The organism is Spirochaetales bacterium, assembly GCA_016930085.1.
GTDB lineage: Bacteria > Spirochaetota > Spirochaetia > SZUA-6 > JAFGRV01 > JAFGHO01.
Genome location: JAFGHO010000100.1, coordinates 13,355 through 38,373 on the forward strand (window position 1 = coordinate 13,355; position 25,019 = coordinate 38,373).

Here is a 25,019-nt window from a genome sequence, read left to right on the forward strand (position 1 = left end):
ATCTTACGAGGTCCGTGACCACTTCAATATGTGTTCGTAAGCCCTGTTTATCTCGATGATTTTCTGTTCGGCGTATTTTTGCGAGAGTGCCGTGCTTTTTATGTAAAGGTCCGGGTGGTATTGTTTGACGAGCAGGCGGTAATTGTGTTTGATGTCTTCCGCAGACGCGCCGGGTAAAAGCCCGAGTGTCCTGAACGCGGTCAGGATTGTTTTATTCACCTGTTTCTGTTGCGTTGTATGCGTGTCGTTATTGTTCCGATTTTTCCGTTCGTCCGCGCGGTCTTTCTCCGTTTTATGGCCGGTATCCCGACGGGCTTCCGTTTTCCGGTCTTCTTTCCCTTCTCCGCCGGCCGGACCTGAGGAAGCTGATTTTTTGGGTTTGCCGCTTTTGTATCGTTTCGTTATGGCGACTTCGGCGTAGCGGCTCAAGAACGAATAAAATGAAAAGGCTATTCTGACCGCGGAAATCTGAAGGTAACTCTGAAAACCGCCTTTGAAATAGACGAGCAGTTCGCTGAGTAACATGAGGGGGATACGCGGGTTGTGTCTGTAGCGTCTGTCCGGTGTTCCGTCCCTGTTGGGGTGCAGCCACCTTTGACCGATGATTTGCGCGTCGGTGGGGGGGGACTTTCTTTCAAGCGAAGGCTTTTCCGCGTAATAGAGGAAAATATCGGAGTAACCGTAATGAGCGTATCTGTTTTTTCTTTTTACCAGAACGCAGTCGGGAAGAAAATAGAGGGTGTGGTGGCTGTAGGCGACGGCGTATATCGTTATATTCGATGTGATAAAGTGCGGCCGCGATTTTATCACCCTTGCCCGGCAGCGGTGGTAGATGTGTTTCGATCCCCCGTATTTTTTGGGGTTTTTATTCGCGGCAATCTCATCGACATGCCACAGCCTGTCCGAATACGAAAGGTGGGTGAGGTGGTGAAGCAGGTCCTGATAGAATTCGCCTTTTTTGCCGTTTAACGTGTAACGAAGCATGACGCGGCAGGCGAATCTGTTCAACAGGCCGAAGGTGAGAACAAAGGAGAAGACGACATGGAAAAAAAAGAAATACCAGGAAAACACGGCGGGGACGGCGATAGAGGCAAAGAGGAAAACTGTAGAAAAAAAACACGTGACGATCGACGACGAACCCGCGATACTGAGTTTCCTGCCGGTAATCTTTCTCATGATACCGGTAAGGGAGGTACCGTGCGTATCGGAGTCGTCGCCGTTACCGCCGAGTAATGAGTAACGGCCGCGATGTGAGGTGCCGTTCGAGGATTTATGATAACGAAAGACATCGGTGTTTTCCCTGTTGATAATGAGATAATGGGCGTTATGGAGAAGTACAGAATTGATAATACTCATAAGCCGATAATCCCCATTGCCCGTGATGAGGCGGCCGCCCGCCGGCGCCGCAGAACGGTAAAAGACAAAGCGGCATCCGTAATGTAAAGCAGATGTGTTCTCATATGTCCTTTCCGCTCGCCGCCCGCAAAAAGATGCGTCTGTCGAAACGGTATATGGACGGCACCAGGAATGATCCGCCGACCGCGGAGGCGATAATACCGGCCGCCAGATAGCTTAGGCCGAAAAAGCCGGATGTCCCCGATGCGACGATGACAAGACTCCCGAAGAAATTGACCGTAAAAAAAACAAGGGAGGCGATAAAGGCCTGGCGGTAAAGTTGAATATAGTAGAGAAAGATCGATATGGTAAGCAGCAGAAGATGAAAGAATACCGCCCCCAGGGTAATGCGAAAAATCGATGTGTCCATTCCGTCGGTCAGGTAGCGGGCAATGTCGCCGGCCAGAAGGATGATGACGAAGGTGAAAATAGCCTGAAACAGCGTTTGTTCGATCAGGCCGTTTTTCATGCTTCGTATCATGCGTTTCTTTTTTTCCTGAATCTTGTTGTATATACTATAATGCAGCGTCCTGAGGAAAGAAGTGAGATGTACGAAGAAATCCGTTTCGCTGATGACGACGAAATAGATCAACCCCGGTATCATCGTGAGATTGGCGAAATATACGGGAATGTCATAGCTATCGAAAAGCCTGAAAAAGGTGTTGCCGACGCGAAATCCCTTGAATACCCAGAAGACCATTTTATCGATCCACATTCCCCAATAATAAAACATTCCGGACAGGAAGAGAAAAACGTATTGTCTGAAGTACCGTCCGATATGTATGTTTCGGAAATTACCCGGTTTGAACTGTAAAAAAGAGATTATGTAAAGAAAAACGACAATGAGAAACTGGCCGAAGGCGAATCCCGCCATCGCGCCGCCGGCCGAGAAATGTCTCCCGAGGATAAAAACACCGACAAAGGAAACGATCGTACCGGCGAGATAGGTGAAAAAAATATGGAGGTACCGGTTTACCAGCGAAATAAATATCATCAGAAGCCAGATAAGGTTGACGGATACGAACAGCAGTACGGAGGCCGCCTTGAACAGCATATGCAGCCTGATATGGCCGAGGTTGAGGAGCGAGAGTGTGATTGTAGCGATACAGGCCGAACAGATGATGACGATTGTCGAATAGATGATGAGGGCGGCCCCCGCCTCCCTGTCTTTTTTTTCATAGATGAGATCCGAGATGTGCCGGGTGAAAATATAGTGGATGCCGCCGAAAAGAAAAAGCGAGAAGGCATATGAATAAATAATGATCGCGATAAAAAGGTTGTGCGATTCCGCGATTGCATAGGGAGCGAACTCACCGATAAAAAAAATACCGATAATGGAAAGAATCCATGGACCCGCGACAACGATCGCACCTGAAAGCGCGACCTTGATGAGTGAGGTCATTCCCCCTTCTTTCAGTACCTTTTGAAGCACGAATCCGATACCGGCCATTACAGTTTCCCCGTCAGCCGGGCATAGAGGGTGCCGTATCGTTTATGTACTTCATCCCTGTTGTAGAATTTGAGTATTTTTTCACGGTTGCGCGAAACAAGCTCCTCGACATCATGGGGATTATCATAAATAAATTTGACGCAATGTGCAATCATTCCCGGATCTTTTGAAGAGGCGAGAAAACGATCGTCGTAATCCAGGAGTTCGGGGATATTACCGACTTTTGTCGAAACGATGGGAACGCCAGCGCAAAAGGCTTCGAGGATGACAAGCGGCTGGGCTTCACGGACGCTTGTGAGACAGATGACATTGAGAAACGAGTAATAGGCCGTTACATCCTGCCGTCCGGTAAATACGAATTGTTCCGTTAATCGGAAGCTTTCGACCATTTTCCTGCATTCTTCAAAATAACCCGGATCTTCATCGATCGGACCGATGCAATAAAAGAAGGCATCCGGTATCATTTCCGATATAATTCTGGAAGCGAGTATGAAGTTTTTGATATCCTTGATCGGAACGACCCTTCCGATAAGACCGATGTGAAAACCCTTCCTTTTTTCACGTTTGATCCCGGTAAACCTGCCGACGTCGATTCCGTTCGGAATGACGATCGTCTTTTTTTCCGGGGCCCCCATTTCAAGCTGTTTTCTTCTGTTTATTTCGAAAAGAGACACAATGCAATCGGCATATTTATAACTCATTCTGCTCAGGTTATTGAAGATCTTTATCCACATGTCCCGTTGATATCCGGTCACATAGAGCGCCCGCTTTATTTCCATTTCCCTTTCTTTGTGGTAAAGGCCGTGTTCGGTAAGGAGAAAGGGTTTTCCGGTTCTTATTTTCGCGATCAATGCGGCCAGTCCGGCGTACCCCGTGGATACCGCATGATAGAGATCGGCAACCGGAATTTCCGAACCCGTGATGGTAAACATAAGGTCATGAGAAGATTTCCAGGCCCAGAAATAATCCGAGAAAGCGTAAACGGGATTGAGGAGATTGTTTTGTTTTACCATCATCTCCCATCCTTCCCTGCGCAATACGGCGTCATTATATGGAAAATATCCTTCAGGGTAGATCGAAAACAGCCCTTCCAGTTCGGGTATGCGGGCTTTGAAAAAATCCTGATGAACCCTGACGATTTCCCTGAATATCTTTTTTTTGTTCACTATTCTTTTTCCGGATTGACCCGGCTTTGAAATGACGATGTCTCTATGTTCGACGATATTTTCCGGAAGACGGTAGCGGACCTCCTGGTTATATTTCGGGGAAATGGTAAAAAGAACAAACTCGATATCCGGCAGTCCGCGTATGAGTTCGTGAATCCAGCCGGAAACACCCCCGGTAATATACGGGTATGTTCCCTCGAGTAACAGACAAACCCTGATTTTATTTTTCATCCTCGATGTTCCAGTATAAAAAGAGATTTTTATCGTCCTCATCGAGCTGGTCCTCAACCGGCGAAAGCTTCATGAGAAGGGAATGGGTGCCCCCGTAATTCTTTCGGGCAAACTCGACACGCGCCTTTAAAAGAATAAAAAAGGGTTCATCCTTTCCATTGATGGTATCGAGAACATACAGGGCATGGTCATACAGTTTCAGGGCAAGGAGAATATCGATGATAAGTTCGACATCTCGTTTTTTGATTTTTCGCGTCGTTACCAGCTCTTTCGCATAAAAAAAGGCTTCCTTGAGATAAAAGGTCTTAATGGATGCCCTTTGTTCGTTGAGTAACGCGAGTTCATAATAAAGGCGTGCAAGCCCGCTTACTGCACCGGATTCTTTCGCCGTCATTCTCTCATTTTTCAGTTTTTCTATCTTTTCGGTATACCTGGCCTCGATCAAATTGATGCTTTCCGCCGCAAATACGGCGAGCTCCATATCCTTGCTCTTTACCATTGTTTCAAGAATTTTCATGAGGAGTAAATTCTCCTGAATGGTGAGATCTTCCCGCGCGATAATCCGGTCTATCGAATCGACGTCATATGTCCATTCGTCGATCGGATGGAGGGAAGTACTCATATAGATAAAATGTTCGATGGGAAGGATGCCTTCCTCGTATGCCTTTATTGCCGCAGATGGGGTTTTAGGATCGTATCCCTTTCTTTCTGTTCGAAAGAAATCAATTTCTTTCATACACGGCCCGCCTTCTATATTTTTTGCATCTCGAGCAGGTTTTCCGCCACATTGAGAAGATCATTCGCATTCTGCTCCTTTTCACCCAGCGACGCATAGCCTAAAATCGCCTCGATCCGGGCCTTTTTGTCATTGATCTCGTATTCCTTCTCATTCAGTAATTCAAGGATATCGAGGCAGAACAAAGAACATCCGTCATAGTCGAGATTCGGATAGATGAAACAAAGCTGGTTGTTGCTTTTATAATGGAAAAACAAAGCCTTGTTTTCAGAAAGCCGTTTTATATCTTCGATAAGCATGGCGATAAGGTGGAGGACTTCCTCCCGGTCGAACTCACCAAAAAGCTCGGTATATTTTATCATCTCGATGATAACGACACTCAGCGTTCCCTTTTCCATGATCATCCTTCCGAGTTCCTTTTCGAGAAAAACATAGAATTGCGAAAAGGGCGGTAGCTTGGTGATGGGATTCAAAGCCTCTTCGACGGTGAATGATTCATATTCGATTGCCCGTTCGAGTGCGGGCGCTACGAGTGCCAGAATCATCAGAAGTATTTTTTCCGTATAGAGGTTGAATTTCTCAAAAGGAATTTCTTCGACATTAAGAACACCCCAGATTTTATGGCCGGCGAATATGGGGGCGGTATAGACATTTCTTCCCGTGTCCATATGCTTCAGGTTTTCGTATTGCAGGAGGATTTTCGCACTGAACAGCATGTTGTTCCGTACCACCCATCCTTCGATAGTATTTTCGACGGGAATCACGGTAAGGCTGTTTTTTGTCACGTCCCAACCCGCGCTTAACCTGAGGATTAGCTTTTTGTATTCCTGCATGTATTCCCAGATCGAACAGCTTGTCGCACCGGTGAACCGTTGAATTGTATTGATGATGACGCCAAGGGAATTTTTTAAACTCAGGGTGTAAAGCCCCTGTATTCTCAAATACAGCGATATTATGGAATCTTTTTGTGTGGAAAGCCGTTTTTCGAGTTCATGGTTTACCGCCTTGAGTGCTTTCGTTTCCCTGAGAAGCAGGCCTTTGTCCCTGCTTATTTTTTGTATGGTGTTTTTCAGCTTATCCTGTTTCGCCGTCATTGAATCACGCAGCATCCCGAGGAAAAATGCCCCGCAAAAGGTAATGGAAACGGGAAACATCGCCCTTTCTCCCAGATCGATCCATAGATCGATGGAGAGGGGGAATGACTCCTGATAGACGAGTTTCAATAAAAACGGAAGGGGTAATGCGACGAATAACGATGAAATACAGAGACTTAAAAAACCGTAGAATTTACCGTAATACGAGGCGGAAAGAAGTGAAAGTGCGAGATAAGGTAAAAAAAATTCCCGAAAAAAACCGGGATCGTTTTTGAAAAAAAGGTTGGCGATAACCACAATGGCGGAGAAGACGAGCAATTCACCTGTTTTTCTCAATGGGGATCTCTTTTTCATTCGTTCGTCACCGGTTTATCTTTAATTTCGGCATGATCGATCACTTATAAAGCAAAATAACCGAACTAACACGGCGTCCTTACCGTTTCCTTTTACAAATAATATCGGTCTTTTACGCTTTTTTCTTCCTTGAAACAGGGCAATAAATGCCCCGGCATCACCCATTTAGTATAAGATACCCAAAAGAGTAATATTTGTACACGCATTGTTTACATGGCGGTGAAAATAGTATATTATTTTTAGCGGAAAAAATATCGGTTAATTAATGAGAGGAAAGCGAACGCAGACGGGGTATGCTGTTTGTCAAATGATTATCTGAAATATTTAAAAAATCTCCCGGTCATTCCGGAAATCGCGATCAAGGTGATGAACCTGGCCGAGGATGGTTTGAATATTTCTTTCCGAGAACTCGAGAATATAATCAGGGTCGATCCCGGCCTGACGGCAAAGATACTCAAAATCGCTAATTCCGCCCTGTATGCCCGCCGGAACGAGGTAAAAAGCCTTCAGATAGCCATTTCAATGCTCGGATTCAAGAATATCAAAAGTCTTGTTCTTCTGGTCACGGCCTCGAGTTTCTTTCACCACGCAAAAAAAACGAAATTCTATAACGACTTCTGGCGGCACTCGATTACGACCGCCTTTCTCGGAAAAATGTTATCCCTTCACTGTCAAAAAACCGATATGACGGAAAATGTGTTTTTGAGCGGTCTTCTCCATAACATAGGGAAAACCGTCTTGTTCAATGCCGATGCCGGAAAATATGAACAACTGCTTCGTATGGAAAAAGAAGGAAACGACCCGATAGAGGTGTATGAAGAAAAACTTTTCGGGGTGAACCACCGGGTTATCGGCGCCGAATTATTCAAACGGTGGAATTTCCCCGACCTCTTCATAGATATCTCCCTTGAACACAACAGCCACAATATCACTTCTCCGTTCAAGACAATCATTATTTACGTGACCGTCGCCAGTCTGCTTACCGAAAAATTCGGATACGGTATTTTTACGGCTTTCAAGGAGAAGCTTCTTGCGCGACTCATTCCCCATACGTGTCTTACGGAAGACGATATCCTTTATTACGGGGAAAACTATCTTGAATTACTGAAAAGTGACCCGCTTTTTCAGGAGTGCCACGATCTGTTTGGGGTAAAGTAACCCGGATATCTCGCGATTGATACCATTCACAAGAAATCCGGGTTATCGGATTATACGGATAGAATAAGCTTGTCCCTTATCAGGGCGTAAAAATGTGAGGGATTGCGATCGGAGGAATGATAGGCCCAGCCAAGATGCTCCCGGCATTCCGCGCAAACTAAAATAGTCCACGCATAACCCGGAAACCAGGTGTGTTCGCTGATGCGTTCGGATGCTTCCATTACCATTTCGCAGTAGCTGACGGTCATGACGTTGAATGCAATACCATACGGATTCGTAAAAGCCAGGAAGGGCGTACCGCCTCCTGCCGTGATCAGATATTTTTTCTCCGTTATTTTTGTCTTGCACATCAGGCATAAAAATGCTTCATCGCCGTCGATCGTGTTTTGATGGAGTTCCGGATCGGTAAGGTGTAAGTCCAGTAATACCATTGATATATCCCGTAACGTTTTTTCTCCGGTCATACAAAGTCGATTATGAAAAAAACATATCCTTTATCTGCGGCTTCATTCCGCCTTTTTTAATACAGTAGTAGAGAAACAGCTGAAGAAGTAAACGGTGAAGATCGGACCTGATCGAACGGAGCAGCTTGTCGAAATCGGAGACCAGAATGATAATCTGTTTGACTTCATTGAGACCGTACCGTGAATGGGCTTCGGCGTATATCCGCTGGCTTTTTTTATTCCGGATGGCGAGTCGCTGAAATATTTCGTCTTTGTGGAAATTGTCGTTGAGGAGTATTTTTATCGAGAGGAGTTTTCTCATCTGCCAGAGAAGACCGTTTATGAGGGCGATACTGTCTGATTCTCCGGAAGCGAGTATTTTCTCGAGGATTTCAATCGCGCTGACGAAATCCCGTCCCGCAATCCGTTCGAAAAGGGTAAAGACATTTTCTTCCTTGCTGTGAAAGAGGTATTTCTCGAGGTCGTCTCCATGAACGACTGCTCCGGGACCAAAGAAAAGGGCGAGTTTGTTACATTCGCTTTTGAAATCATAGGTATTGTTCTGTACCATTTCCAGCAGCAACTGAATCGCGTCATCACTCATTCGTATCTGTCTGTTCCGAAAAAAATTGTTGAGCCATTCTCTTTTTTTATTTTCATACAGTTCCCAGAAAATAATCCTGTTTTTCCGGGGAATACCGGATTCAATTCCCTTGGAAATATCTCCGATATTTCGTGAAAGAAGAAAAAGCGTCGAGACGGTCGAGGGATTTTTTATGTATTCGCCCAATACCTTAATATCATTCGCGTTCCGGATCGCCTCGGTGTTATTAAGGACGATAACTGTGTGCTGCGCAAAAAGAGACTGGCTTTGCATAAGTGCGACGATATCCACGATATTCGTTTCAAAAGCAAAAAGACGCAATATTTCCGGTTTTTCTCCGTTTTTTTGAGAAATATCCCTGATTTTCTGCCGGATATAGTTGAATTTTTCACCCTCTTCAGGACCCAGAAGAAGATAAATATTATCGTTATCAGTCATATTTCCTTATGATACAGGCAAGTTTTCCCAATATATTCGCGTTGTTCGCGTATATGGGCGGATAAGCCGGATTTTCCGACTGGAGTTTCACCCTGTAGCGTTCCTGATAAACCCGTTTGAGGGTCACCGAATCATCGAGCATGGCGACAATGATTTCACCGTTTTCAGCCGTATTCTGATGCCGGATGATCGCGATATCACCGTCCAGTATTCCCGCGTCTTTCATGCTGTCGCCTTTGATATTGAGGGCGAAAAAGGTTCCGTTTCCGACGAACGCGTTCGGGACCTCGACGGTGCCTTCCAGATTTTCTTCGGCGAAAAGCGGTTTTCCCGCCGCCACGTTACCGAGAAGCGGAACCTTGGCCGTCGGGGATTTCTTTGCGTTATCGTTCATTTTCAGCACTTCAATCGCTCTTGATCGATTGAAATTACACCGGATATAATTTTTTTTCTCGAGGGCTTTGATATGGTCGTGACTGCCTTTGACTGAAATGTCAAAATGGTTGGCAACCTCCCTGACCGTAGGGGGGTATTTTCGTGTCTTGATATATTCGTTGATATAATCGAAGACCTCTTTTTGACGATGCGTCAATCCTTTCATACTCACCTACTTATTAGTTTTTATTCCAAACTTCTTGATTTTCCCATGCAGATTACTCGGATATATTCCGAGTTCCTCCGCGGTTTTAGATATATTATAATCGTTTTCCTGCAATTTTTTGATAATGAGTCTTTTTTCAAACCGGTCTTTGGCGGCCGTGAGTTTAAGGTTCTCAAAATCGGCAAGTACAGTATCATTTGTCCCTTCACTTCTTTTACCCAGATACTGTTCCACAATTTCTTCGGTAATTAATACTTTATCAGTGATAATATTAATACGTTCGACAAAATTTTTCAACTCCCTTATGTTTCCCGGCCACTCATAATTGACAAGAATTTCGGTGGCTTTGGGAGTGAATGTTTTTAGGATATCCGCCTGTGTCCTCCTGAATTTTTCCATAAAGTACGAAAGAAGCGACTCGATATCCTCTTTTCGCTCCCGCAGCGGCGGCATAAAGACAGGAATGACATTCAGGCGAAAATAGAGGTCTTCCCTGAATCGGCCCGCCTTTATTTCCTGTTCGATATGTTTGTTTGTAGCGGCGATGATCCGTACATCGACGGAAATCGGCTTTTCGCCGCCGATACGCTCAAAGGTCAACTCCTGGATGACGCGCAGGACTTTGGCCTGTGCGCTTGCCGACATGTCGGCTATTTCATCGAGAAAAATCGTCCCTTTATGGGCCAGTTCGAATTTTCCTTTTCTTCGTGAAATCGCGTTTGTAAACGCCCCTTTTTCATGACCGAACAATTCGGACTCGATGAGGGTCTCGGGTATCGCCGCGCAGTTGATTTCGATAAAGGGCCCCGCGGCCCTTTTACTCTTTCTGTGAATCTCTCTTGCGACAAGCTCCTTACCCGTCCCGTTCTCACCGAGGATCAGAATCCTGGAGTCGGTTGCCGCACTTTGTGAGATGATTTCACGGACTTTTTCGATAGTCGGACTCGAACCGATTATTTCATCCTCCATGAAAAGGGAGTTTTTCAGATCTCTGTTTTCCATGATAAGATCTTCCATTTTCAGGGCATTTCTGACAACGGTGATCGTTTTTTCCAGGGAAAGCGGCTTTTCGAGAAAATCGAATGCACCCATTTTTACCGCCTTCACCGCGAGGTTGATATTCGCATGCCCCGAGATCATGATCACTTCGACATCGGGGAAATCCTCGCGGATTTTTTTCAGCACATCGATGCCGCCCATATTGGGAAGCCATACGTCGAGGATGACAAGGTCGACGGGTTTTGTCTCGATGAGTGACAGCCCCTGCACGCCGTCTTCCGCGCAAAGTACGGTATAGTTCTCGTCTTCAAGAACATCCTTAAGAACGGATCTGATACCCGGTTCGTCATCGATAATCAATATTGTGTTCATGATGGTGCTCCTGTCGGCAGATCGATAAAAAAGGTCGTTCCGATTCCTTTTCTACTCTCAAACCATATATTTCCTTTATGATCGAAAATAATTCTCTCAACAATCGAAAGCCCCAGCCCGGTTCCGTCTTTTTTGGTGGTGAAATAGGGATCGAATATTTTTTCCTTTATTTCATCGTCGATTCCGTCGCCCGTGTCTTTTATCTGAATCCTGAAATAGGTATTGTAACCCTTTTTTACCATATCGCCGTTTACTCGTATTTCTCCCCCGTCAGGCATAGCCTGTATCGCGTTTTTAAAAAGATTGGCAAATACCTGCTTCATCTGTGTTCGGTCGAGCATGAACTTCAGGCGATCGTCCGCCTCTTTCGAGATATCGATTGCGATGCGGATATTATTGGAAAATCCTTTGTAGACATCCGCCACTTCCGAAAGAATGTCTCTGATCGATACTTCCTCGAACCTCAGGTCCGGCAGCCGGGTAAACTCTTTGAACTCCGTCAGCAGGTTGTTCAGATTGTCGACTTCCCGTATTATCGAGGATATGGCGGGTTCAAGAACCTGTTCGAAGTTATCCATGCCGGATTTATATTTTTTTTGAATTCGCTGTGCGGAAAGCTTGATCGGGGTGAGGGGATTCTTGATTTCATGCGCGAGTCGCTGCGCGATTTCCTGCCAGGCGGTGATTTTCTCCGAATGCAGCAATTTTTTACGGGATGCATCGAGTTCCGTAATCATTCTGTTGAATGATTCGACCAGAATTGAGAGTTCGTCATTCGAACGGGCCAGAATTCTGAATGAAAAGTCGCCCTCCGAAACCCTTCTTGTCGCTTCTTCGAGATTGACGATCGGTCTGATGATTTCGTCCGTCAGGAGAAAACTTATGAGAATCGCCAGCAGGAGGATGGGAAAGGAGAATACGAAATAGAAAATTATGACCGCGATCCGGAAGAGGTCCTTGTAGTATTCCAGCTGTTTGAATGTACTTCGCGAGGAGGTGATTCTGCTTGCGTATGCATTGAACTCTTCGGTGAGGATAATACCGAGGACAAGGTAAAATGTTTTATTCGACAGTTTCACCTCGCTCACGCTTCTTAAGATACTCAGATCGCCGGTCTCTTTTTTTGGAAGCATGCCGTTTTTACCCTGTATTTCAGCGAAATCATTGAATTTTCCGTTCTCCTGCTCTCCCCAGAAAACGATTTCATTTCCGTTTTGGTCGAAACATTGAATGAAGTCGATTTCAGGATTCACGCTTTGCAACCGTTCACAAACCTGGGCCGGTTTTGTTTCAATGTCACTCAATAATGATGGAAGCATGGGGCTTTTGTGAAAGACTTTCAGATTTTCGTATTTATCCGAATAATAATTGAGGGCGACCTGAAGACCGCCGTCCAGAACGTCGATTATTTTTACGCTGAACCAGAAATTGATGCTGGAATTGATGAAGCTTATCGAAAGCAACGCCTGAGGGATGAGTGACAGGAGGGCGACAAATACAAAAAAGATGATCAACCGCAGCTTGAATCGCGATCCGGGCTTTTTTTTCGCCCTTTCACGGAAGAGGGTGACCATGTTGACGATAATCGCACCGAGAAGAAGCAGGGGGAGGATGATGATGATGATAATGATAAGCAGATTGGCGAAAGGGTTGATATTCTGGATATTGCCGATAATCTGTTGCGAGAAAATCAGAATAAGTGAGATAAGAAAAATGTAAAATATGATGAGAACGAAAAGTCCCGTCGGTGTACTGCTGGCACCCTGCTGGAGTTTCATTGTTTTTGTTCCTCCTTTTCCGGATGCCATTCAATCCATGATGTCGTCCTGCCGATTGAACTGATAATGACAATCAGATGAAGCGGCGGCTCCAGTTTGACCGGGTTGATGCTGATTCTCGCAAGGATATAGCAGTCCGTCAGGTTGATATCCTCCGTCGTCGTAAACCGGTAATCTCGGAGCAGGCAGAAATTCCTGATAAAGGATTCCTCCTCATGATACGAGTAGGTATCGCCTTCACTCGTTTCGATAACATATTCATCCGGAAAGAATTTTTTATACGCTGTGTATGACGGTTTTTTTTCAAGAAGCAGCCAGTCACCCAGTAATGAAAAAAGTCCCTTGTTTTTTCTGTACAACCTGATCTGAAAAAAGATTTCCGCCGTGAGGCCTTCTTTGAGCGACGCAAGTAATTCTTCCCGGTCTATTCCCTTAAGGCCGACGGAAGCAAGAACCAGGTTGTTTTCAATACGTATCGAGAGTTCCGTTTCGATGGCCGCGGCTTTTGTCGCGGTGAGGATGCCTATACATATGAAAATGGCGGGGAAAATCCTTTTTATGGCATACTGATTCGGCTTTATCATTGCATTTCCGGAAGGGGGCTGTTTGAACGTGCACCTCCTCATTCTTCCTCAAACTTGTTGTCAAAAAGTTTTATCAACGCCTCGATCGCATCTTTTTCATCCTCACCGTCGGCTATGATCTTCAATTGGGTCTGGTATGTCGCGCCCAGACTGATAACTCCCATAATCGATTTCCCGTTGATTCGTTCCGTTCCTTTTTCTATCAATATTTTCGAGTTGTATTTCGATGCCGTTTGTACGAGAAGTGCTGCAGGACGTGCGTGCATTCCCGCTCGGTTTGTTATGATAACGAGTTTCTCTATCATGATTTATCTATATAAATGTTTTTCTTCAAGAAAATATGCCCGGGCGCTTTTTGATTCCAGCCAGTTCATGACATTACTGCTGAACTCCTTTGCGGAGTCGTAGCCCATTCTTTTAAGACGTTCATTCATTGCCGCCGTTTCTATGATAATCGGGATATTTCTTCCCGGTTTGACCGGAATAATGAGGTACGGGACCTTGATCCCGAGGAGATCGATGGTTTCCTCCGAACCGATTCTGTCATATACCTTTTTTGCTTCCCATTCTTCCAGTTCGACGACAAGTTCCACTCTTTTCTCATCTCTGATCGCCCCGACGCCGAAGAGATGGGTAATGTTGATAATACCGAGACCGCGAATTTCCATATGATGGCTGATAACGACGCTCGCCCCTTTTCCGAGCAGGTAATTTCCATTGACATTTCTCACATTAATAGCGTCATCCGCGACAAGGCGGTGGCCCCGTTCGATTAATTCCAGTGCTATTTCGCTTTTCCCGACGCCGCTTTCACCCTTGATCAGTATCCCGACACCAAAGACCTCGACGAATACACCGTGGATTGTCTGATTGGGGGCGAAAATATTACTGAGTACCCGCATGATACGTGTCGAGAACTCGGATGAGGGCAAATCGGTTTTGAGGATCGGACACTTTGCGTCTTCCGCCATCTTGAAAAAAACATCGGTCGGTTGAATATTGTAGGTAAAAATACAGCATGGAACTTCAAAGGAAAGTATTTTCTCGATGGTGTCGTGTTTTCCTTCATCTTCGAGTTTTTTCAGATACGCGTTCTCGCCGCGGCCGAAAATCTGTATTCTTTTAAATGCGAAATTCTCAAAAAAGCCGCTCAGCGCAAGTCCGGGTCTGTCAATCTCCGGAAGACTGATTTCCCGTACAAGCCCCGGACGTCCTGCGATGCATGAAAGGTTGAGGGCGTCATGCTCCTTAAAATCAAGCTGGAGAAGATCCAGTACGGTAAATTTTTCCATAGCAATTTCCTATCATTTATTTTATGAGGAGATACCGTTTGCAGTAAACGGTGTTTCATCCATTAATTGGCGGTATCCCCTTCCGGAGCATGTGTTTCCCGCTGTCTGTTTCCGGAAGAAACAATATTCTCCCCTATCATCACCCGGACAGCGTACGACAGGGAATCCCGACAATCCGCTCCATCGTTTCGAAGGTAACGCTTATGACATACTATCATGGCAACGGATGAGATAATACGGGTATACGATCATCGTTCACCTTCCTTATCATCTCTCCGTTCCGGATAAAAGAGGAGCCGGGGTAATATCTTGCGAAAACCTATACACACTATCGATCTTTGTCCCGTCAATAATGTTTCTGAACCTTGCTTTTTTCCTTCTTAACTTTCAATTCAATCTTGTCAAAGAGTTTATCGATTCCCTCGAATATTTCGAAACAATTTACCCTTACATACGCCGTCCCCCCCCACTTGAAGTTGACATTCGCTTCAAGTTTGAATCCATGTTTTTCCTTGATGAGCTTGAAAAGCAGATCAATGATGTAATGTGCTGCAAAATCAAGTCTTTGGAGTTTTTTATTAAAATATTCTCTTAATTCGTCGGTAACATCCATATGAATCCCCGTCAGTTCGAGATTCATAAACTGTTTTGGAAGATTCTCGTTATTCTGATTTGTACTCTTGTCAAACACGGCATCACTCCTTTGTATGAATTTAAAAAGTACACACATGATCATCATGTACTGATGCATCACCTCTCCCGTTTAATACCGGGTATTTCGGGGTGATACGTCCTCACTATCAGCAAGACAGCAGACGCTTCGTTTTACAACCGGTCTTTGAAAGATTTGTTTTCTCATCCGTCGGCGGTTCGTTTCCCTCTCCGCGATACAATACCCATGTCGCGGCGGATTGATGGACGGCAAAAGGGTTTTATCTGTCATACGACGACATTATATCGAGTTCTTTTCTGTATTTCGCAACGGTTCGCCTTGCCAGTTTAATACCGCGTTCTTCCAGCATGTCTGCTATCTTCTTGTCTGATAAATGTTTCTCCGCTCCCTCCTTCTCTATAATTTCTTTTATAATGATTTTGACACTTTGTTTCGCCACCTGATTGTGATTGAGACCGTTGCCGGGAACGGAACTCGAAAAAAAGAATTTCAGCTCGAAGATACCCCATTCTGTTTGAATATACTTGCCGTTGGAAATCCGCGAAATGGTCGAATCATGAACACCCACTTCTTCCGCGATATCCCTGAGGGTAAGCGGAACAAGATATTTCGGCCCTTTTCTGAAGAAATCCCGCTGAAATTCCACGATAGCCCTGCACACCCGCACAAGCGTCTCATTGCGGCGTTTGATACTTTGAATAAACCATTTTGCGTTTTTTATACTGCTGTTGACAAAATTATTCAAATCTTTTTCATTTTTATGGCGTTCATCGCCCATAATATCGGTAAAAAAGGGGTTGATGCCGAGAACGGGTATTTCCTCGTCATTAAGGATGAGGACAAACTCACCGTCTTTCAATCTCACCATGACGTCCGGAATCACATAGGTGGGCGGATCTGTGGCGTAGTTTCTGCCCGGAAGGGGTTCGAGTTCGCTCAGAAAATCGACAATGGCAAGCACCTCTTTTTCCGATATCTTCATTTTTGAAGCGATTATCTTGTATTTCCCTTTTTCCAGAAGATCCATATAGTTTTCAACGACAGAGAGTGCATTGGGGGGCGCCTCCGAATGATACCGTATCTGTACCAACAGGGCTTCCTTGTAATCCCCGGTACAAACCCCGATCGGGTCAAACGTCTGAATTATTTTTATCACCTGTTCGAGTAATTTCACCTCTCCTTCCCTGATGAGTTTCTCCGGCGATTCGATATGAAATCCGTTTTCATCGAGATTGCTTATCAGCATTTCTCCGAGTTGGGCCCATGATTTTGGGATCGGTTGAAGTCTGAGTTGCCAAAGCAGGTGATCCTGCAATGATTCCGGACGCGAGAGTGTCCCTTCAATGAATTTTCTTTTTGTATCCTCGTTTCCATCCGGTTTATTGTACCGGGGATAACCGGGATCCGAGGTGTCTTCAAAAAGGCTGTATTCTTCGTTGTTTTTCTTTGTGATATCGTTGATTGAGACAACTGTTTTGTCTTCGATTATTTCCAGGGCCGGATTTTTCTCGATTTCTTCCTGTATCGTTGTACGGAGATCCAGCAGAGGAAGGGACATAAGTTTTATGGCCTGATACAATTGGGGAGTCATTTTTAGTTTTTGTTCCTGCCTCATGACAGCTTTTGATTGCAAATTCATCAATCAAATCCCTTTTTCCTCTTACTTAATTGTGAACCATCATGCCCCGATTGTCAATAGAAATTTGGTTATATCGTACAACATGTCCTTTTTGCCGTTTTACATCTGAAAATCATTGCCCAGATATATTTCACGGGCCTGCTGGCTGTTCAATAATTCTTCCCGTGTCCCGCTGACGACAATTTCTCCGAGGTTGATGATGTATGAACGGTTGGTAATTTCAAGGGTATCGCGGACATTATGATCGGTAATAAGTACCCCGATCCCTTTTTCCGAAAGGCTTCGAACGATTTTCTTTATTTCATAAACGGCGATGGGATCGATGCCGGCAAAAGGCTCGTCAAGAAGCAGGAATTTCGGTTCGATCGCCAGGGACCGGGCTATTTCAGTTCTTCTTCGCTCCCCGCCGGACAGCGTATGGGCTTTTTGCTTTCTCACCTGATTGATTCCGAGTTCATCGAGAAGCTCTTCCAGTTTGTTTTTCTTCTCTTTCAAGGTCAGATCCTTTCTCGTTTCAAGGATCGCCCAGATATTCTTTTCGACGGAAAGTTTTCTGAATATTGAGGGTTCCTGTGGCAGGTATGAAATCCCCTCCTGTGCCCTTTTGTACATGGGGTAGTTGGATATATTCTTGTTGTTGAGAAAAATCATTCCCCTTGTGGGTGTAATAAAGCCGACGATCATATAAAAAATCGTGGTTTTCCCCGCACCATTCGGACCCAGAAGCCCGACCACCTCGCCGATATGCATCGAAAAGCTCACACCGGCAACCGCGCATTTTTTTCTGAACCATTTTTCCAGGGATTCGACAGAAAGCGTACCGTTATTGTTCAAGACGATGATATTCCCTTCTTTTTCTACATGTTATTCTTCTTCTTCCCATAAAACCTCTCCCTGAACATTCCCTTCGAGTTTTATTTCGTCATTGGCAAGGTCGATATATATTTTCATTGCCGCATATTCATCCCCTTTCCATATCACCCGCGGCATTCCGGACAACTCGAGTTTATCTTCCTTTCGAAGATACCGGGCAAACTCCGATCTGCATATCATGTCCTTTTTCAGTATTCTGACACCGATCTGTATAATAGTGATTTCCTCATCTTCCCAGTTTTCGATGAGCCCCCCTTTCACGACAATTTCATTCTCCTTGTCTTCCATAATCGCGTTTTCCTGGATACGGATCATATTTTCTTTTCGATTGTAAAAGAGTTTCTCCGACCAGATTTCGATTTTTTTTTCATCGTTCAGCACATGGATGTTCCCCGTACAGTAAACGTAGATAAAATCTTTTCCGTACAATTCGATCGAATCCGCGCTTATACGGTTGTTTTTCGATGTCAGTCTCGCGTTTCCGGTAAGGAGTGTCTTTTCCTTGCCCTGCGCGAGAATCGCCTCCATGTGATTTCCGGAAAAAGAAATGGGATCGTCCGGAAAGAGATCGAGTGATATCGACAGTGTGAGGAATATGATAATGCCGGTGCGTTTACATACGTTCATTTCAGTCGCCCATTATAAAGACAATAACCAGTCGAGGAAGTCTTTGGTTACACTCTCTTTTCATTATAAAACAGATTTGCCGTTTGGAAAAGCGGAAATCGCGCACCTCATTCTTCTTTGGATTGAATAAATACTCCCGAAACACCGTTTGCAAATACGATTTCACGAAGCTTGAAATCGGAATTGAATCCCCTGCCCTCAATCGAAGATCCTTCATCCTCTTTTACACGAACCCTGTCGTCCGGGGCCGCCGACAGCTTCTCTTCCTTGTCCTTCCAGTACAGGGTTTCCGCATATATCGCCGTCTTTTCGGGAACGGAATAGAGATAGATATTACCGAAAATATCGACATCGTCGGTTTCCGTGTACAGGACGGCCTTGTCCGCCGTTCCTTCGGTTAAAAGTTTTTCGTTTTCGTCATATTCGAAAAATCGTATATTTGAGAGAACCATCTGTTTTTTCTTCGTGAAATTTTCCGCGCGCTCCGCCTCGAGCTTGGTTTTTATTTTCCCGTCCCTTACAATAATTCGGGAAAACTGCACAAAAACCGTTTCCGGTAGATTTTCCGCCATTTCTTCGGGGATATTCGCGGATCGGTAATCGAGACTGCACCCGTAGAGGATGAGAACGATACATGATAGATGTAGTAAAAAGGATCTATTTTTTTGCATACGCGATACAGGCCGCAATAAAGCTTCTGAACAGTGGGTGGGACGCGATCGGGCGTGAGATAAACTCCGGATGAAACTGTACCCCGATCCCCCAGGGATGAGCATTCCATTCGATGGATTCAACCAGTGTCCCATCCGGGGTTGTCCCGCTGATGATGAGTCCGCCGTCTTCGAGGTCGCGGCGAAACATGTTCGATACCTCGTAACGGTGACGGTGACGCTCGCCGATCAGGGCTTTACCGTAAATTCTATATATTTTCGTTCCCTGTGCAAGGGTTGTATCATTTTTTCCCAATCGCATCGTACCCCCGTAGGTTTTTATATCGATCTGTTCTTCAAGCAGGCTTACCACCGGGTGCCTTGAATGGGGATCGAACTCGGTGCTGTTCGCGTCCTCGAAGTGCAGGACTCCCCGCGCGAACTCGACAACCATGACCTGCATGCCGAGACAAATACCGAAGCAGGGGATGTCGTTTGTGCGTGCAAACCGGGCGGCATGTACCATCCCGTTGATACCGCGCTGCCCGAATCCGCCGGGAATGATTATCCCGTCGACCGCCTTGAACGCGGACGCGATTTCCTTTTTACTTTCCAATTCCTCGGAATCGATCTTGATAAACTCCACGCGCGCATTATTGGCAATCGCGCCGTGGACGAGTGCTTCGAATATCGATTTATAGGAGTCATGAAGTTCGATATATTTGCCGACGATTCCAACGCGGCATACCGTTTTCGCATTGATGTAGGTGTCGACGACCTTCTTCCAGTTTCGAAGATCGCTTCTGGCGCATTTTAATCCGAGTTTTTTGACGACAATTTCGCCGAGCCCCTGTTTGGACAACAGCAAAGGAATTTCGTAAATGGTATTGGCGACATCGGAGGCCGAAATCACCGCTTCCTTCTCGACATTGGTAAACAGGCTTATTTTATGCCGTAGACTGTCTTTCAGCGGTTCCGACGCCCTGCAAAGGAGAATATCCGGTTGTATACCGATTTCGAGCAATGCCTTGGCCGAATGTTGTGTCGGTTTGGTTTTGAACTCCCCGCCGGAGACCAATGGCACGAGTGTGAGATGAATGAAAAGCACATTGACTTTTCCCAGGTCGTGGATAAACTGCCGTGCGGCTTCAAGAAACGGGATGGATTCAATGTCGCCGACGGTCCCCCCTATTTCGATGATGGTAACATCGACGCCGCGCTCCCTTCCGACCTCGAAAATCCGCTGCTTTATTTCATCGGTGATATGAGGAATCACCTGGACCGTTTTACCGAGAAACTTGCCCTCGCGTTCCTTGCGAATCACCGTCCTGTACACCTGTCCGGTGGTTATCGAGTTCGCCGCGCTCAGCGGAGCAGACGTGAACCGGGCATAGTTGCCGAGATCGAGATCCGTTTCCGCTCCGTCATCCGTGACATAGACTTCACCGTGCTGATAGGGACTCATGGTGCCCGCATCGACATTGATATACGGATCGATTTTGATCATACGAATATTGAGACCGCGGTTTTCCAGAATGACACCGATCGATGCCGCGGCGACCCCTTTACCGAGACTCGAGCAGACACCGCCTGTAACGAAAATAAATTTACTCATTATATACGATTGTTCTATCATTATCATAAGGCCCGGCCAAGGTCAAGGGGATTCGGAAAATGTCCGGGAAACGTTGAATGAAGCGTCCCGCACTTGACAAAAACACGCAATATCATTAGATTTAATGCAACTCTATGTAAAGAATATTAATGGAACATTTTTTAACCGAGTCTGAATTCGAGCTTTTTAGAACTCTTATTTATAACGAAAGCGGGATTCATTTTTCTGATATCAACAGAAGTATTCTGGAAAGCAGGTTAAAAGAAAGGATAAAGGCGTCAAAGCTTTCATCCGCCAAAGAATATCATTCAACCATCATCAAAAACCAGGAAGAGCTAAAAATCCTTCTCGATTCGGTAACGACAAACCTCACCAGGTTTTTCAGGAACGCCGGCCATTTTTCAGCGTTCGAAAACTTTGTCCTGAAAGATCTTGCGGCACGAAAGGAAAAACAGAGAGACAAGTGCCTTCGAATCTGGAGTGCGGGATGCGCAACGGGAGAAGAGCCGTTCTCGATCGCCATGGTATTGAAAGAATTGCTTCCTTCCGGTTTTCGGGTGGAAATAATCGGTTCCGACCTGAGTCTTCGTTCATTGATGATTGCAAAAACAGGGTTTTATCCTTCAAACAAGGTGCAGGAAATCCCCGGACGTTACCTCGATAAATATTTTGAAAAAAAGCATGACGGTTTTCAGATTAAAAACGAGATCATGGAACTCATCCGTTTCGATTATCATAACCTCAAATTCGACAGCGGATTGAGCAATATGGATATCGTGTTTTGCAGGAACGTGATCATTTATTTCGATGCCGATGCGCAAAAAGCCTCGATTGAACGGATCTGGAATGCCATGAACGATTACTCGTATCTCTTTATCGGCCATTCCGAATCCCTTTTTGGAATGAACACACGGTTTGAGTTCGTCAAAACCCAGTGGGCCACGTTTTATAAAAAGAACACCGTTGGTCCGGAGTAAGTAAGGCATGATGCAGCCGTTGAAAGTTCTGATTATCGACGATTCCGCGCTCATGAGAAACATCATCAGTAAAATCCTGAACGGCGATCCGGAAATCACTGTCGTCGCGACGGCAATGAACGGGATGTTCGGACTCGAGAAAATCGAACGATACCGGCCCGATGTCATTGTTCTGGATCTTGAAATGCCGGTCATGAACGGCATTGAGTTTTTAATCGAAAAAAGAAAACGGCACATCGGCATTCCAGTGATTATCCTCTCCTCTGTCGCAAAGCGGGGGGCCAGGATTACCATGGAAGCGCTTTCACTTGGGGCAGCGGATTTTATACTCAAACCTTCCGGCGCGGTGTCGCACGATATCCATGAAGTGGAGATGGAACTCGTCCAGCTCGTGAAAATCTACGGGAAACGGTATTGTTTCAAACAACCGCCCGATGTTCCGATTGAAAAGCCCGTGACAGAGACAGAGGCTCCGAAAGTTACCGTGAAGGAACCGCCGGTCTTTCCGCGAATACCCGGAAACATCGAAGTCATCGCGATCGGTATTTCAACCGGAGGGCCGAACGCCCTCAGAAAAATATTGCCTGATATCGACAAAGATATCCCGGTTCCGCTCCTTGTCGTTCAGCATATGCCAAAGGGGTTTACCTTCGAGTTCGCGAAAAGTCTGGACAAGATATGCCCGCTCGAGGTGAAAGAAGCCGCTGACGGTGATATCATAAAAAAGGGAAGGATACTGATCGCCCCCGGGGACAGGCACCTCGAAGTGGAGAAAAGACAATTCGCCACTATTGTCAGACTTTCGGAAGACGAACCGGTAAACGGACACCGGCCTTCCGTCGATGTGCTTTTTTCTTCGGTGCTGGATGTCTATCATCATAATTGTATGGCGATTATTATGACCGGCATGGGCAAGGACGGGGTCGCAAAAATAGGAGACATCTTCAGGCAGGGGGGAATTACCGTTTCTCAGGATGAAGCGAGTTGTATCGTTCCGGGAATGCCGAGGGCGGCAATTGAAAAGGGATATATCCGCTATGTCGTCACCCTTGACAGGATGGCGGAAACAATCAACACGATGACGAAAGCCCCGTTATTTTCAGACGCGTAAATGACGGGAAAAGGGCAGGATGGGCGGTTGTCCGGTCGAAACCGACGGGTTACCCGGCCTGTATCGGTCTTTTCTTTTCTTCTTCGACAAGCCGAATGATCCTTTTTCTTACATCTTCTGCAAGGGTGAATTTCATGGAATGATCGTATGCCGAAATTTCGATGGGATCGTCAACGGTAAAATAAACGGTTCCCGGACGGATCATGAAGGACCCCCTTGGCAGGATATCGCGTGCGCCATGTATCGCGATGGGAACAATATCGATACCCGCTTTCAACGCCAGACTGAAAAGACCGAGTTTGAACTCGCCGACCTCTCCCGTTCTGCTTCTCGTCCCTTCGGGAAAGCCAAAAATCGACCGGTGTTTTCTTTTTATCGTTTTAACCGCTTTTTCGAAGGTTTTTTTCGCTTTTCGAGGGTTGCTTCTATCCACCGGTATATGACCGATCGCCCAGATACTCCAGCCCCAGACAGGTATATAAAAGAGGTTTTTCCTCGCGATGAAACTCAAGGCGTAAGGAAGGGCATAATAGAGGACGACAATATCGAAGTAGCTTTGATGATTGGCGATAAATACGTAATTCTTTTTCCTGTCGAGTCTTTCAAGCCCCCGGGAGACTACTTTGACGCCGCTTAACCACCCGAGATGTCTGCACCATAAAACCGCAATATATCTCGAAATCCTCTCGGATAAAATCCTCACAATGAGACAGACGATTCCATAGACAAGGGTACTCAAAACCAGCCATGCGAGAATCAATATGGACCGCAGATTCATAAGAGAAACAATAATGGTATTTCTTTTCATAGTGTGTCCTTACGTGCCACATAAAATCATGTGACGGTTTTAAAGCAACGAGCCTTTCTTCAACTTATACCGTTACAGGTGTCGTTTCCTTCATCGCGATGTTTTTCCGATACCACAGAGACGATGTCCGGAAGCACTTCCTTTTTCCGCAGTTTTTTAATGAGAACGTTGATGATGAATCCCGCGACTATCCCGCACAAACCGGCGGCGGCGGGAATAGCTTCATTGTCGGACCTGAACCCTGTCCGGGCGGTCCAATAAAAGAGAACAAAAAGCAGAAGAGGTAAAATGAACACAAAAAAACCGGCCAATATGGCCTTTGATGGAGCGAGATAGATTTCCACGCGGTCGCCAGTCGTGACGTCCAGATTCTTCGAGTTCGACACACGTATCCTGTGTTTCCGTTTATCCCGGCTGCAATGAAGACAATGCTCCCCGCAATCTCTGTCGATGACAACTTCAATTGTATTGCCCTCGAGGGAACAGACAACCGCATGCTCAAGCATTGATGGTGTCCTTGCACGGGATCCTCAACCTGGCAATCGACCGGGCTTTGCCGCATGTTTGATCGATGTCGATGAGGACTCCCTGCAGTTCGAGTGAGTCGAACGCCGCTTTTGAATATTCGGGAATCTGGGAAATATATTTTCTGATTTCTATTTCAGAATCCATTCCCCCGACGGAATTAATACTCCCGGTCCTCCCCGCGTCGGTAATGACGGCGGTCCCGGCGGGCATGAGTCGTTCATCGGCACTCAACGCCCTTGTGTGGGTGCCGATGATCGCCGAGACCTGGCCGTCCAGATACTGAAACAGGCTGTTTTTCTCTGCGGTGGTTTCCGCGTGATATTCGATGATGATGTTGGGAGTCGTTTCCGAGATCTTTTTGATCAGTTCGGGGAGCAGAACAAATGGATTCCTCAGATGAACACGGGGAAATCCCGCCTGGCCCATCACGATAATGACGCCCAGTGAAAAACCGTCCCTGTTCGCTATTGTCCAGCCCCGCCCGGGATTGGAATAGGGGTAATTCGCGGGACGCAGCATGTAGGAGACCTTTTTGAAATGATCCACCATATCCTTTTTATAATATGCCCGCTCGCCGGTTGTAATGATATCGATCCCGAGTTTATGCAGATAGACTGCGTGATTTCTGCCGATACCAAACCCGGCGGTCGCCCCTTCTCCGTTTGCTATTACGAAATCGATGCCGCTATCTTTTCTAATTTGCGGAAGAAGCCGTTTTACGGTAAAGACTCCTGTTTTTCCGACAATTTCTCCGATGAAAAGAATTTTCAGACCGCTTACTCCTTGTCTTTATTAAGGTACAGTTGCTTGATGCGGTTATAAA

At 45.8% G+C, this 25,019-nt stretch carries 25 protein-coding genes; 3 read left to right on the top strand and 22 right to left on the bottom strand.

What is annotated here, in order from left to right:
* Positions 1-3: 3 nt before the first annotated feature.
* The 5 genes from JW881_17015 to JW881_17035 form a co-directional block, all read right to left on the bottom strand.
* Complete coding sequence (locus JW881_17015) at positions 4-1,356, bottom strand: J domain-containing protein (protein ID MBN1699224.1); 1,353 nt, start codon at positions 1,354-1,356, stop codon at positions 4-6.
* 100 nt (positions 1,357-1,456) lie between these two features.
* Positions 1,457-2,845 carry an exopolysaccharide Pel transporter PelG gene (pelG, locus tag JW881_17020; GenBank protein MBN1699225.1) on the bottom strand — a complete coding sequence of 463 codons (1,389 nt, stop codon included), beginning with the start codon at positions 2,843-2,845 and terminating at the stop codon, positions 1,457-1,459.
* Complete coding sequence (gene pelF, locus JW881_17025) at positions 2,845-4,242, bottom strand: GT4 family glycosyltransferase PelF (protein ID MBN1699226.1); 1,398 nt, start codon at positions 4,240-4,242, stop codon at positions 2,845-2,847. The genes pelG and pelF overlap by 1 nt, the downstream gene beginning before the upstream one ends.
* Positions 4,232-4,978, bottom strand: a complete 747-nt coding sequence (locus JW881_17030) for a hypothetical protein (protein ID MBN1699227.1) — start codon at positions 4,976-4,978, stop codon at positions 4,232-4,234. The genes pelF and JW881_17030 overlap by 11 nt, the downstream gene beginning before the upstream one ends.
* 14 nt (positions 4,979-4,992) lie before the next feature.
* Positions 4,993-6,426, bottom strand: a complete 1,434-nt coding sequence (locus tag JW881_17035; protein ID MBN1699228.1) for a hypothetical protein — start codon at positions 6,424-6,426, stop codon at positions 4,993-4,995.
* Between the two features lie 300 nt (positions 6,427-6,726).
* Here JW881_17035 and JW881_17040 point away from each other — a divergent pair, with 300 nt between their 5' ends.
* Positions 6,727-7,584: an HDOD domain-containing protein gene (locus JW881_17040; protein MBN1699229.1), complete on the top strand. Its 858-nt coding sequence runs from the start codon at positions 6,727-6,729 to the stop codon at positions 7,582-7,584.
* Positions 7,585-7,634: 50 nt separating this feature from the next.
* Here the strand turns inward: JW881_17040 and JW881_17045 are convergent, their stop codons facing one another.
* From JW881_17045 to JW881_17110, 14 genes are all read right to left on the bottom strand, one after another.
* Positions 7,635-8,015 (bottom strand): hypothetical protein, encoded by a 381-nt coding sequence (locus tag JW881_17045; protein MBN1699230.1) that lies wholly within the window; start codon positions 8,013-8,015, stop codon positions 7,635-7,637.
* Between the two features lie 43 nt (positions 8,016-8,058).
* Positions 8,059-9,069: a DNA polymerase III subunit delta gene (gene holA, locus JW881_17050; GenBank protein ID MBN1699231.1), complete on the bottom strand. Its 1,011-nt coding sequence runs from the start codon at positions 9,067-9,069 to the stop codon at positions 8,059-8,061.
* Positions 9,062-9,670, bottom strand: coding sequence for a transcriptional repressor LexA (gene lexA / locus JW881_17055; GenBank protein ID MBN1699232.1), 609 nt, complete (start codon positions 9,668-9,670; stop codon positions 9,062-9,064). The genes holA and lexA overlap by 8 nt, the downstream gene beginning before the upstream one ends.
* A gap of 6 nt (positions 9,671-9,676) precedes the next feature.
* Complete coding sequence (locus JW881_17060; protein ID MBN1699233.1) at positions 9,677-11,041, bottom strand: sigma-54-dependent Fis family transcriptional regulator; 1,365 nt, start codon at positions 11,039-11,041, stop codon at positions 9,677-9,679.
* Positions 11,038-12,819 carry a HAMP domain-containing protein gene (locus tag JW881_17065; protein ID MBN1699234.1) on the bottom strand — a complete coding sequence of 594 codons (1,782 nt, stop codon included), beginning with the start codon at positions 12,817-12,819 and terminating at the stop codon, positions 11,038-11,040. Before JW881_17065 ends, JW881_17060 begins: the two co-directional genes overlap by 4 nt.
* Positions 12,816-13,403 carry a hypothetical protein gene (locus tag JW881_17070; GenBank protein MBN1699235.1) on the bottom strand — a complete coding sequence of 196 codons (588 nt, stop codon included), beginning with the start codon at positions 13,401-13,403 and terminating at the stop codon, positions 12,816-12,818. The genes JW881_17065 and JW881_17070 overlap by 4 nt, the downstream gene beginning before the upstream one ends.
* 38 nt (positions 13,404-13,441) lie before the next feature.
* Entirely contained in the window at positions 13,442-13,708 is a 267-nt protein-coding gene (locus tag JW881_17075; protein ID MBN1699236.1) for an HPr family phosphocarrier protein, read from the bottom strand.
* Positions 13,709-13,711: 3 nt separating this feature from the next.
* On the bottom strand, positions 13,712-14,695 hold the full coding sequence (locus tag JW881_17080; GenBank protein ID MBN1699237.1) for an HPr kinase/phosphorylase: 984 nt from the start codon (positions 14,693-14,695) through the stop codon (positions 13,712-13,714).
* A gap of 346 nt (positions 14,696-15,041) precedes the next feature.
* A complete protein-coding gene (raiA, locus tag JW881_17085; protein MBN1699238.1) occupies positions 15,042-15,386 on the bottom strand; it encodes a ribosome-associated translation inhibitor RaiA in 345 nt (114 codons plus the stop codon).
* Positions 15,387-15,627: 241 nt separating this feature from the next.
* Positions 15,628-17,007: an RNA polymerase factor sigma-54 gene (gene rpoN, locus JW881_17090; GenBank protein ID MBN1699239.1), complete on the bottom strand. Its 1,380-nt coding sequence runs from the start codon at positions 17,005-17,007 to the stop codon at positions 15,628-15,630.
* Between the two features lie 99 nt (positions 17,008-17,106).
* Complete coding sequence (gene lptB / locus JW881_17095; protein MBN1699240.1) at positions 17,107-17,841, bottom strand: LPS export ABC transporter ATP-binding protein; 735 nt, start codon at positions 17,839-17,841, stop codon at positions 17,107-17,109.
* Between the two features lie 30 nt (positions 17,842-17,871).
* Positions 17,872-18,507: an organic solvent tolerance protein OstA gene (locus tag JW881_17100; GenBank protein ID MBN1699241.1), complete on the bottom strand. Its 636-nt coding sequence runs from the start codon at positions 18,505-18,507 to the stop codon at positions 17,872-17,874.
* Between the two features lie 107 nt (positions 18,508-18,614).
* Positions 18,615-19,178 carry an LPS export ABC transporter periplasmic protein LptC gene (gene lptC, locus JW881_17105; GenBank protein ID MBN1699242.1) on the bottom strand — a complete coding sequence of 188 codons (564 nt, stop codon included), beginning with the start codon at positions 19,176-19,178 and terminating at the stop codon, positions 18,615-18,617.
* On the bottom strand, positions 19,165-20,772 hold the full coding sequence (locus JW881_17110; GenBank protein MBN1699243.1) for a CTP synthase: 1,608 nt from the start codon (positions 20,770-20,772) through the stop codon (positions 19,165-19,167). The genes lptC and JW881_17110 overlap by 14 nt, the downstream gene beginning before the upstream one ends.
* A 149-nt stretch (positions 20,773-20,921) precedes the next feature.
* Between JW881_17110 and JW881_17115 the strand changes: the two genes are divergently transcribed.
* Positions 20,922-21,749, top strand: a complete 828-nt coding sequence (locus JW881_17115) for a protein-glutamate O-methyltransferase CheR (GenBank protein MBN1699244.1) — start codon at positions 20,922-20,924, stop codon at positions 21,747-21,749.
* Between the two features lie 10 nt (positions 21,750-21,759).
* On the top strand, positions 21,760-22,860 hold the full coding sequence (locus tag JW881_17120) for a chemotaxis response regulator protein-glutamate methylesterase (protein ID MBN1699245.1): 1,101 nt from the start codon (positions 21,760-21,762) through the stop codon (positions 22,858-22,860).
* 49 nt (positions 22,861-22,909) lie between these two features.
* Here JW881_17120 and JW881_17125 read toward each other — a convergent pair whose 3' ends face one another.
* From JW881_17125 to JW881_17135, 3 genes are read right to left on the bottom strand one after another with little or no spacing between them, the layout of a single operon-like run.
* The gene (locus JW881_17125) at positions 22,910-23,668 is read right to left on the bottom strand and encodes a 1-acyl-sn-glycerol-3-phosphate acyltransferase (protein MBN1699246.1); all 759 of its coding nucleotides are present in this window, start codon (positions 23,666-23,668) and stop codon (positions 22,910-22,912) included.
* Between the two features lie 59 nt (positions 23,669-23,727).
* Positions 23,728-24,174: a SoxR reducing system RseC family protein gene (locus JW881_17130; GenBank protein MBN1699247.1), complete on the bottom strand. Its 447-nt coding sequence runs from the start codon at positions 24,172-24,174 to the stop codon at positions 23,728-23,730.
* The gene (locus JW881_17135) at positions 24,167-24,967 is read right to left on the bottom strand and encodes a YmdB family metallophosphoesterase (protein ID MBN1699248.1); all 801 of its coding nucleotides are present in this window, start codon (positions 24,965-24,967) and stop codon (positions 24,167-24,169) included. The genes JW881_17130 and JW881_17135 overlap by 8 nt, the downstream gene beginning before the upstream one ends.
* Positions 24,968-25,019 lie beyond the last annotated feature (52 nt).

Excerpts from the sequence above, each read along its gene's own strand:
- JW881_17015 (MBN1699224.1), bottom strand. The coding sequence starts at position 1,356 with ATGAGTATTATCAATTCTGTACTTCTCCATAACGCCCATTATCTCATT.
- pelG (MBN1699225.1), bottom strand. The coding sequence starts at position 2,845 with ATGGCCGGTATCGGATTCGTGCTTCAAAAGGTACTGAAAGAAGGGGGA.
- pelF (MBN1699226.1), bottom strand. The coding sequence starts at position 4,242 with ATGAAAAATAAAATCAGGGTTTGTCTGTTACTCGAGGGAACATACCCG.
- JW881_17030 (MBN1699227.1), bottom strand. The coding sequence starts at position 4,978 with ATGAAAGAAATTGATTTCTTTCGAACAGAAAGAAAGGGATACGATCCT.
- JW881_17035 (MBN1699228.1), bottom strand. The coding sequence starts at position 6,426 with ATGAAAAAGAGATCCCCATTGAGAAAAACAGGTGAATTGCTCGTCTTC.
- JW881_17045 (MBN1699230.1), bottom strand. The coding sequence starts at position 8,015 with ATGGTATTACTGGACTTACACCTTACCGATCCGGAACTCCATCAAAAC.
- holA (MBN1699231.1), bottom strand. The coding sequence starts at position 9,069 with ATGACTGATAACGATAATATTTATCTTCTTCTGGGTCCTGAAGAGGGT.
- lexA (MBN1699232.1), bottom strand. The coding sequence starts at position 9,670 with ATGAAAGGATTGACGCATCGTCAAAAAGAGGTCTTCGATTATATCAAC.
- JW881_17060 (MBN1699233.1), bottom strand. The coding sequence starts at position 11,041 with ATGAACACAATATTGATTATCGATGACGAACCGGGTATCAGATCCGTT.
- JW881_17065 (MBN1699234.1), bottom strand. The coding sequence starts at position 12,819 with ATGAAACTCCAGCAGGGTGCCAGCAGTACACCGACGGGACTTTTCGTT.
- JW881_17070 (MBN1699235.1), bottom strand. The coding sequence starts at position 13,403 with ATGATAAAGCCGAATCAGTATGCCATAAAAAGGATTTTCCCCGCCATT.
- JW881_17075 (MBN1699236.1), bottom strand. The coding sequence starts at position 13,708 with ATGATAGAGAAACTCGTTATCATAACAAACCGAGCGGGAATGCACGCA.
- JW881_17080 (MBN1699237.1), bottom strand. The coding sequence starts at position 14,695 with ATGGAAAAATTTACCGTACTGGATCTTCTCCAGCTTGATTTTAAGGAG.
- rpoN (MBN1699239.1), bottom strand. The coding sequence starts at position 17,007 with ATGAATTTGCAATCAAAAGCTGTCATGAGGCAGGAACAAAAACTAAAA.
- JW881_17100 (MBN1699241.1), bottom strand. The coding sequence starts at position 18,507 with ATGAACGTATGTAAACGCACCGGCATTATCATATTCCTCACACTGTCG.
- lptC (MBN1699242.1), bottom strand. The coding sequence starts at position 19,178 with ATGCAAAAAAATAGATCCTTTTTACTACATCTATCATGTATCGTTCTC.
- JW881_17110 (MBN1699243.1), bottom strand. The coding sequence starts at position 20,772 with ATGAGTAAATTTATTTTCGTTACAGGCGGTGTCTGCTCGAGTCTCGGT.
- JW881_17115 (MBN1699244.1), top strand. The coding sequence starts at position 20,922 with ATGGAACATTTTTTAACCGAGTCTGAATTCGAGCTTTTTAGAACTCTT.
- JW881_17120 (MBN1699245.1), top strand. The coding sequence starts at position 21,760 with ATGCAGCCGTTGAAAGTTCTGATTATCGACGATTCCGCGCTCATGAGA.
- JW881_17125 (MBN1699246.1), bottom strand. The coding sequence starts at position 23,668 with ATGAAAAGAAATACCATTATTGTTTCTCTTATGAATCTGCGGTCCATA.
- JW881_17130 (MBN1699247.1), bottom strand. The coding sequence starts at position 24,174 with ATGCTTGAGCATGCGGTTGTCTGTTCCCTCGAGGGCAATACAATTGAA.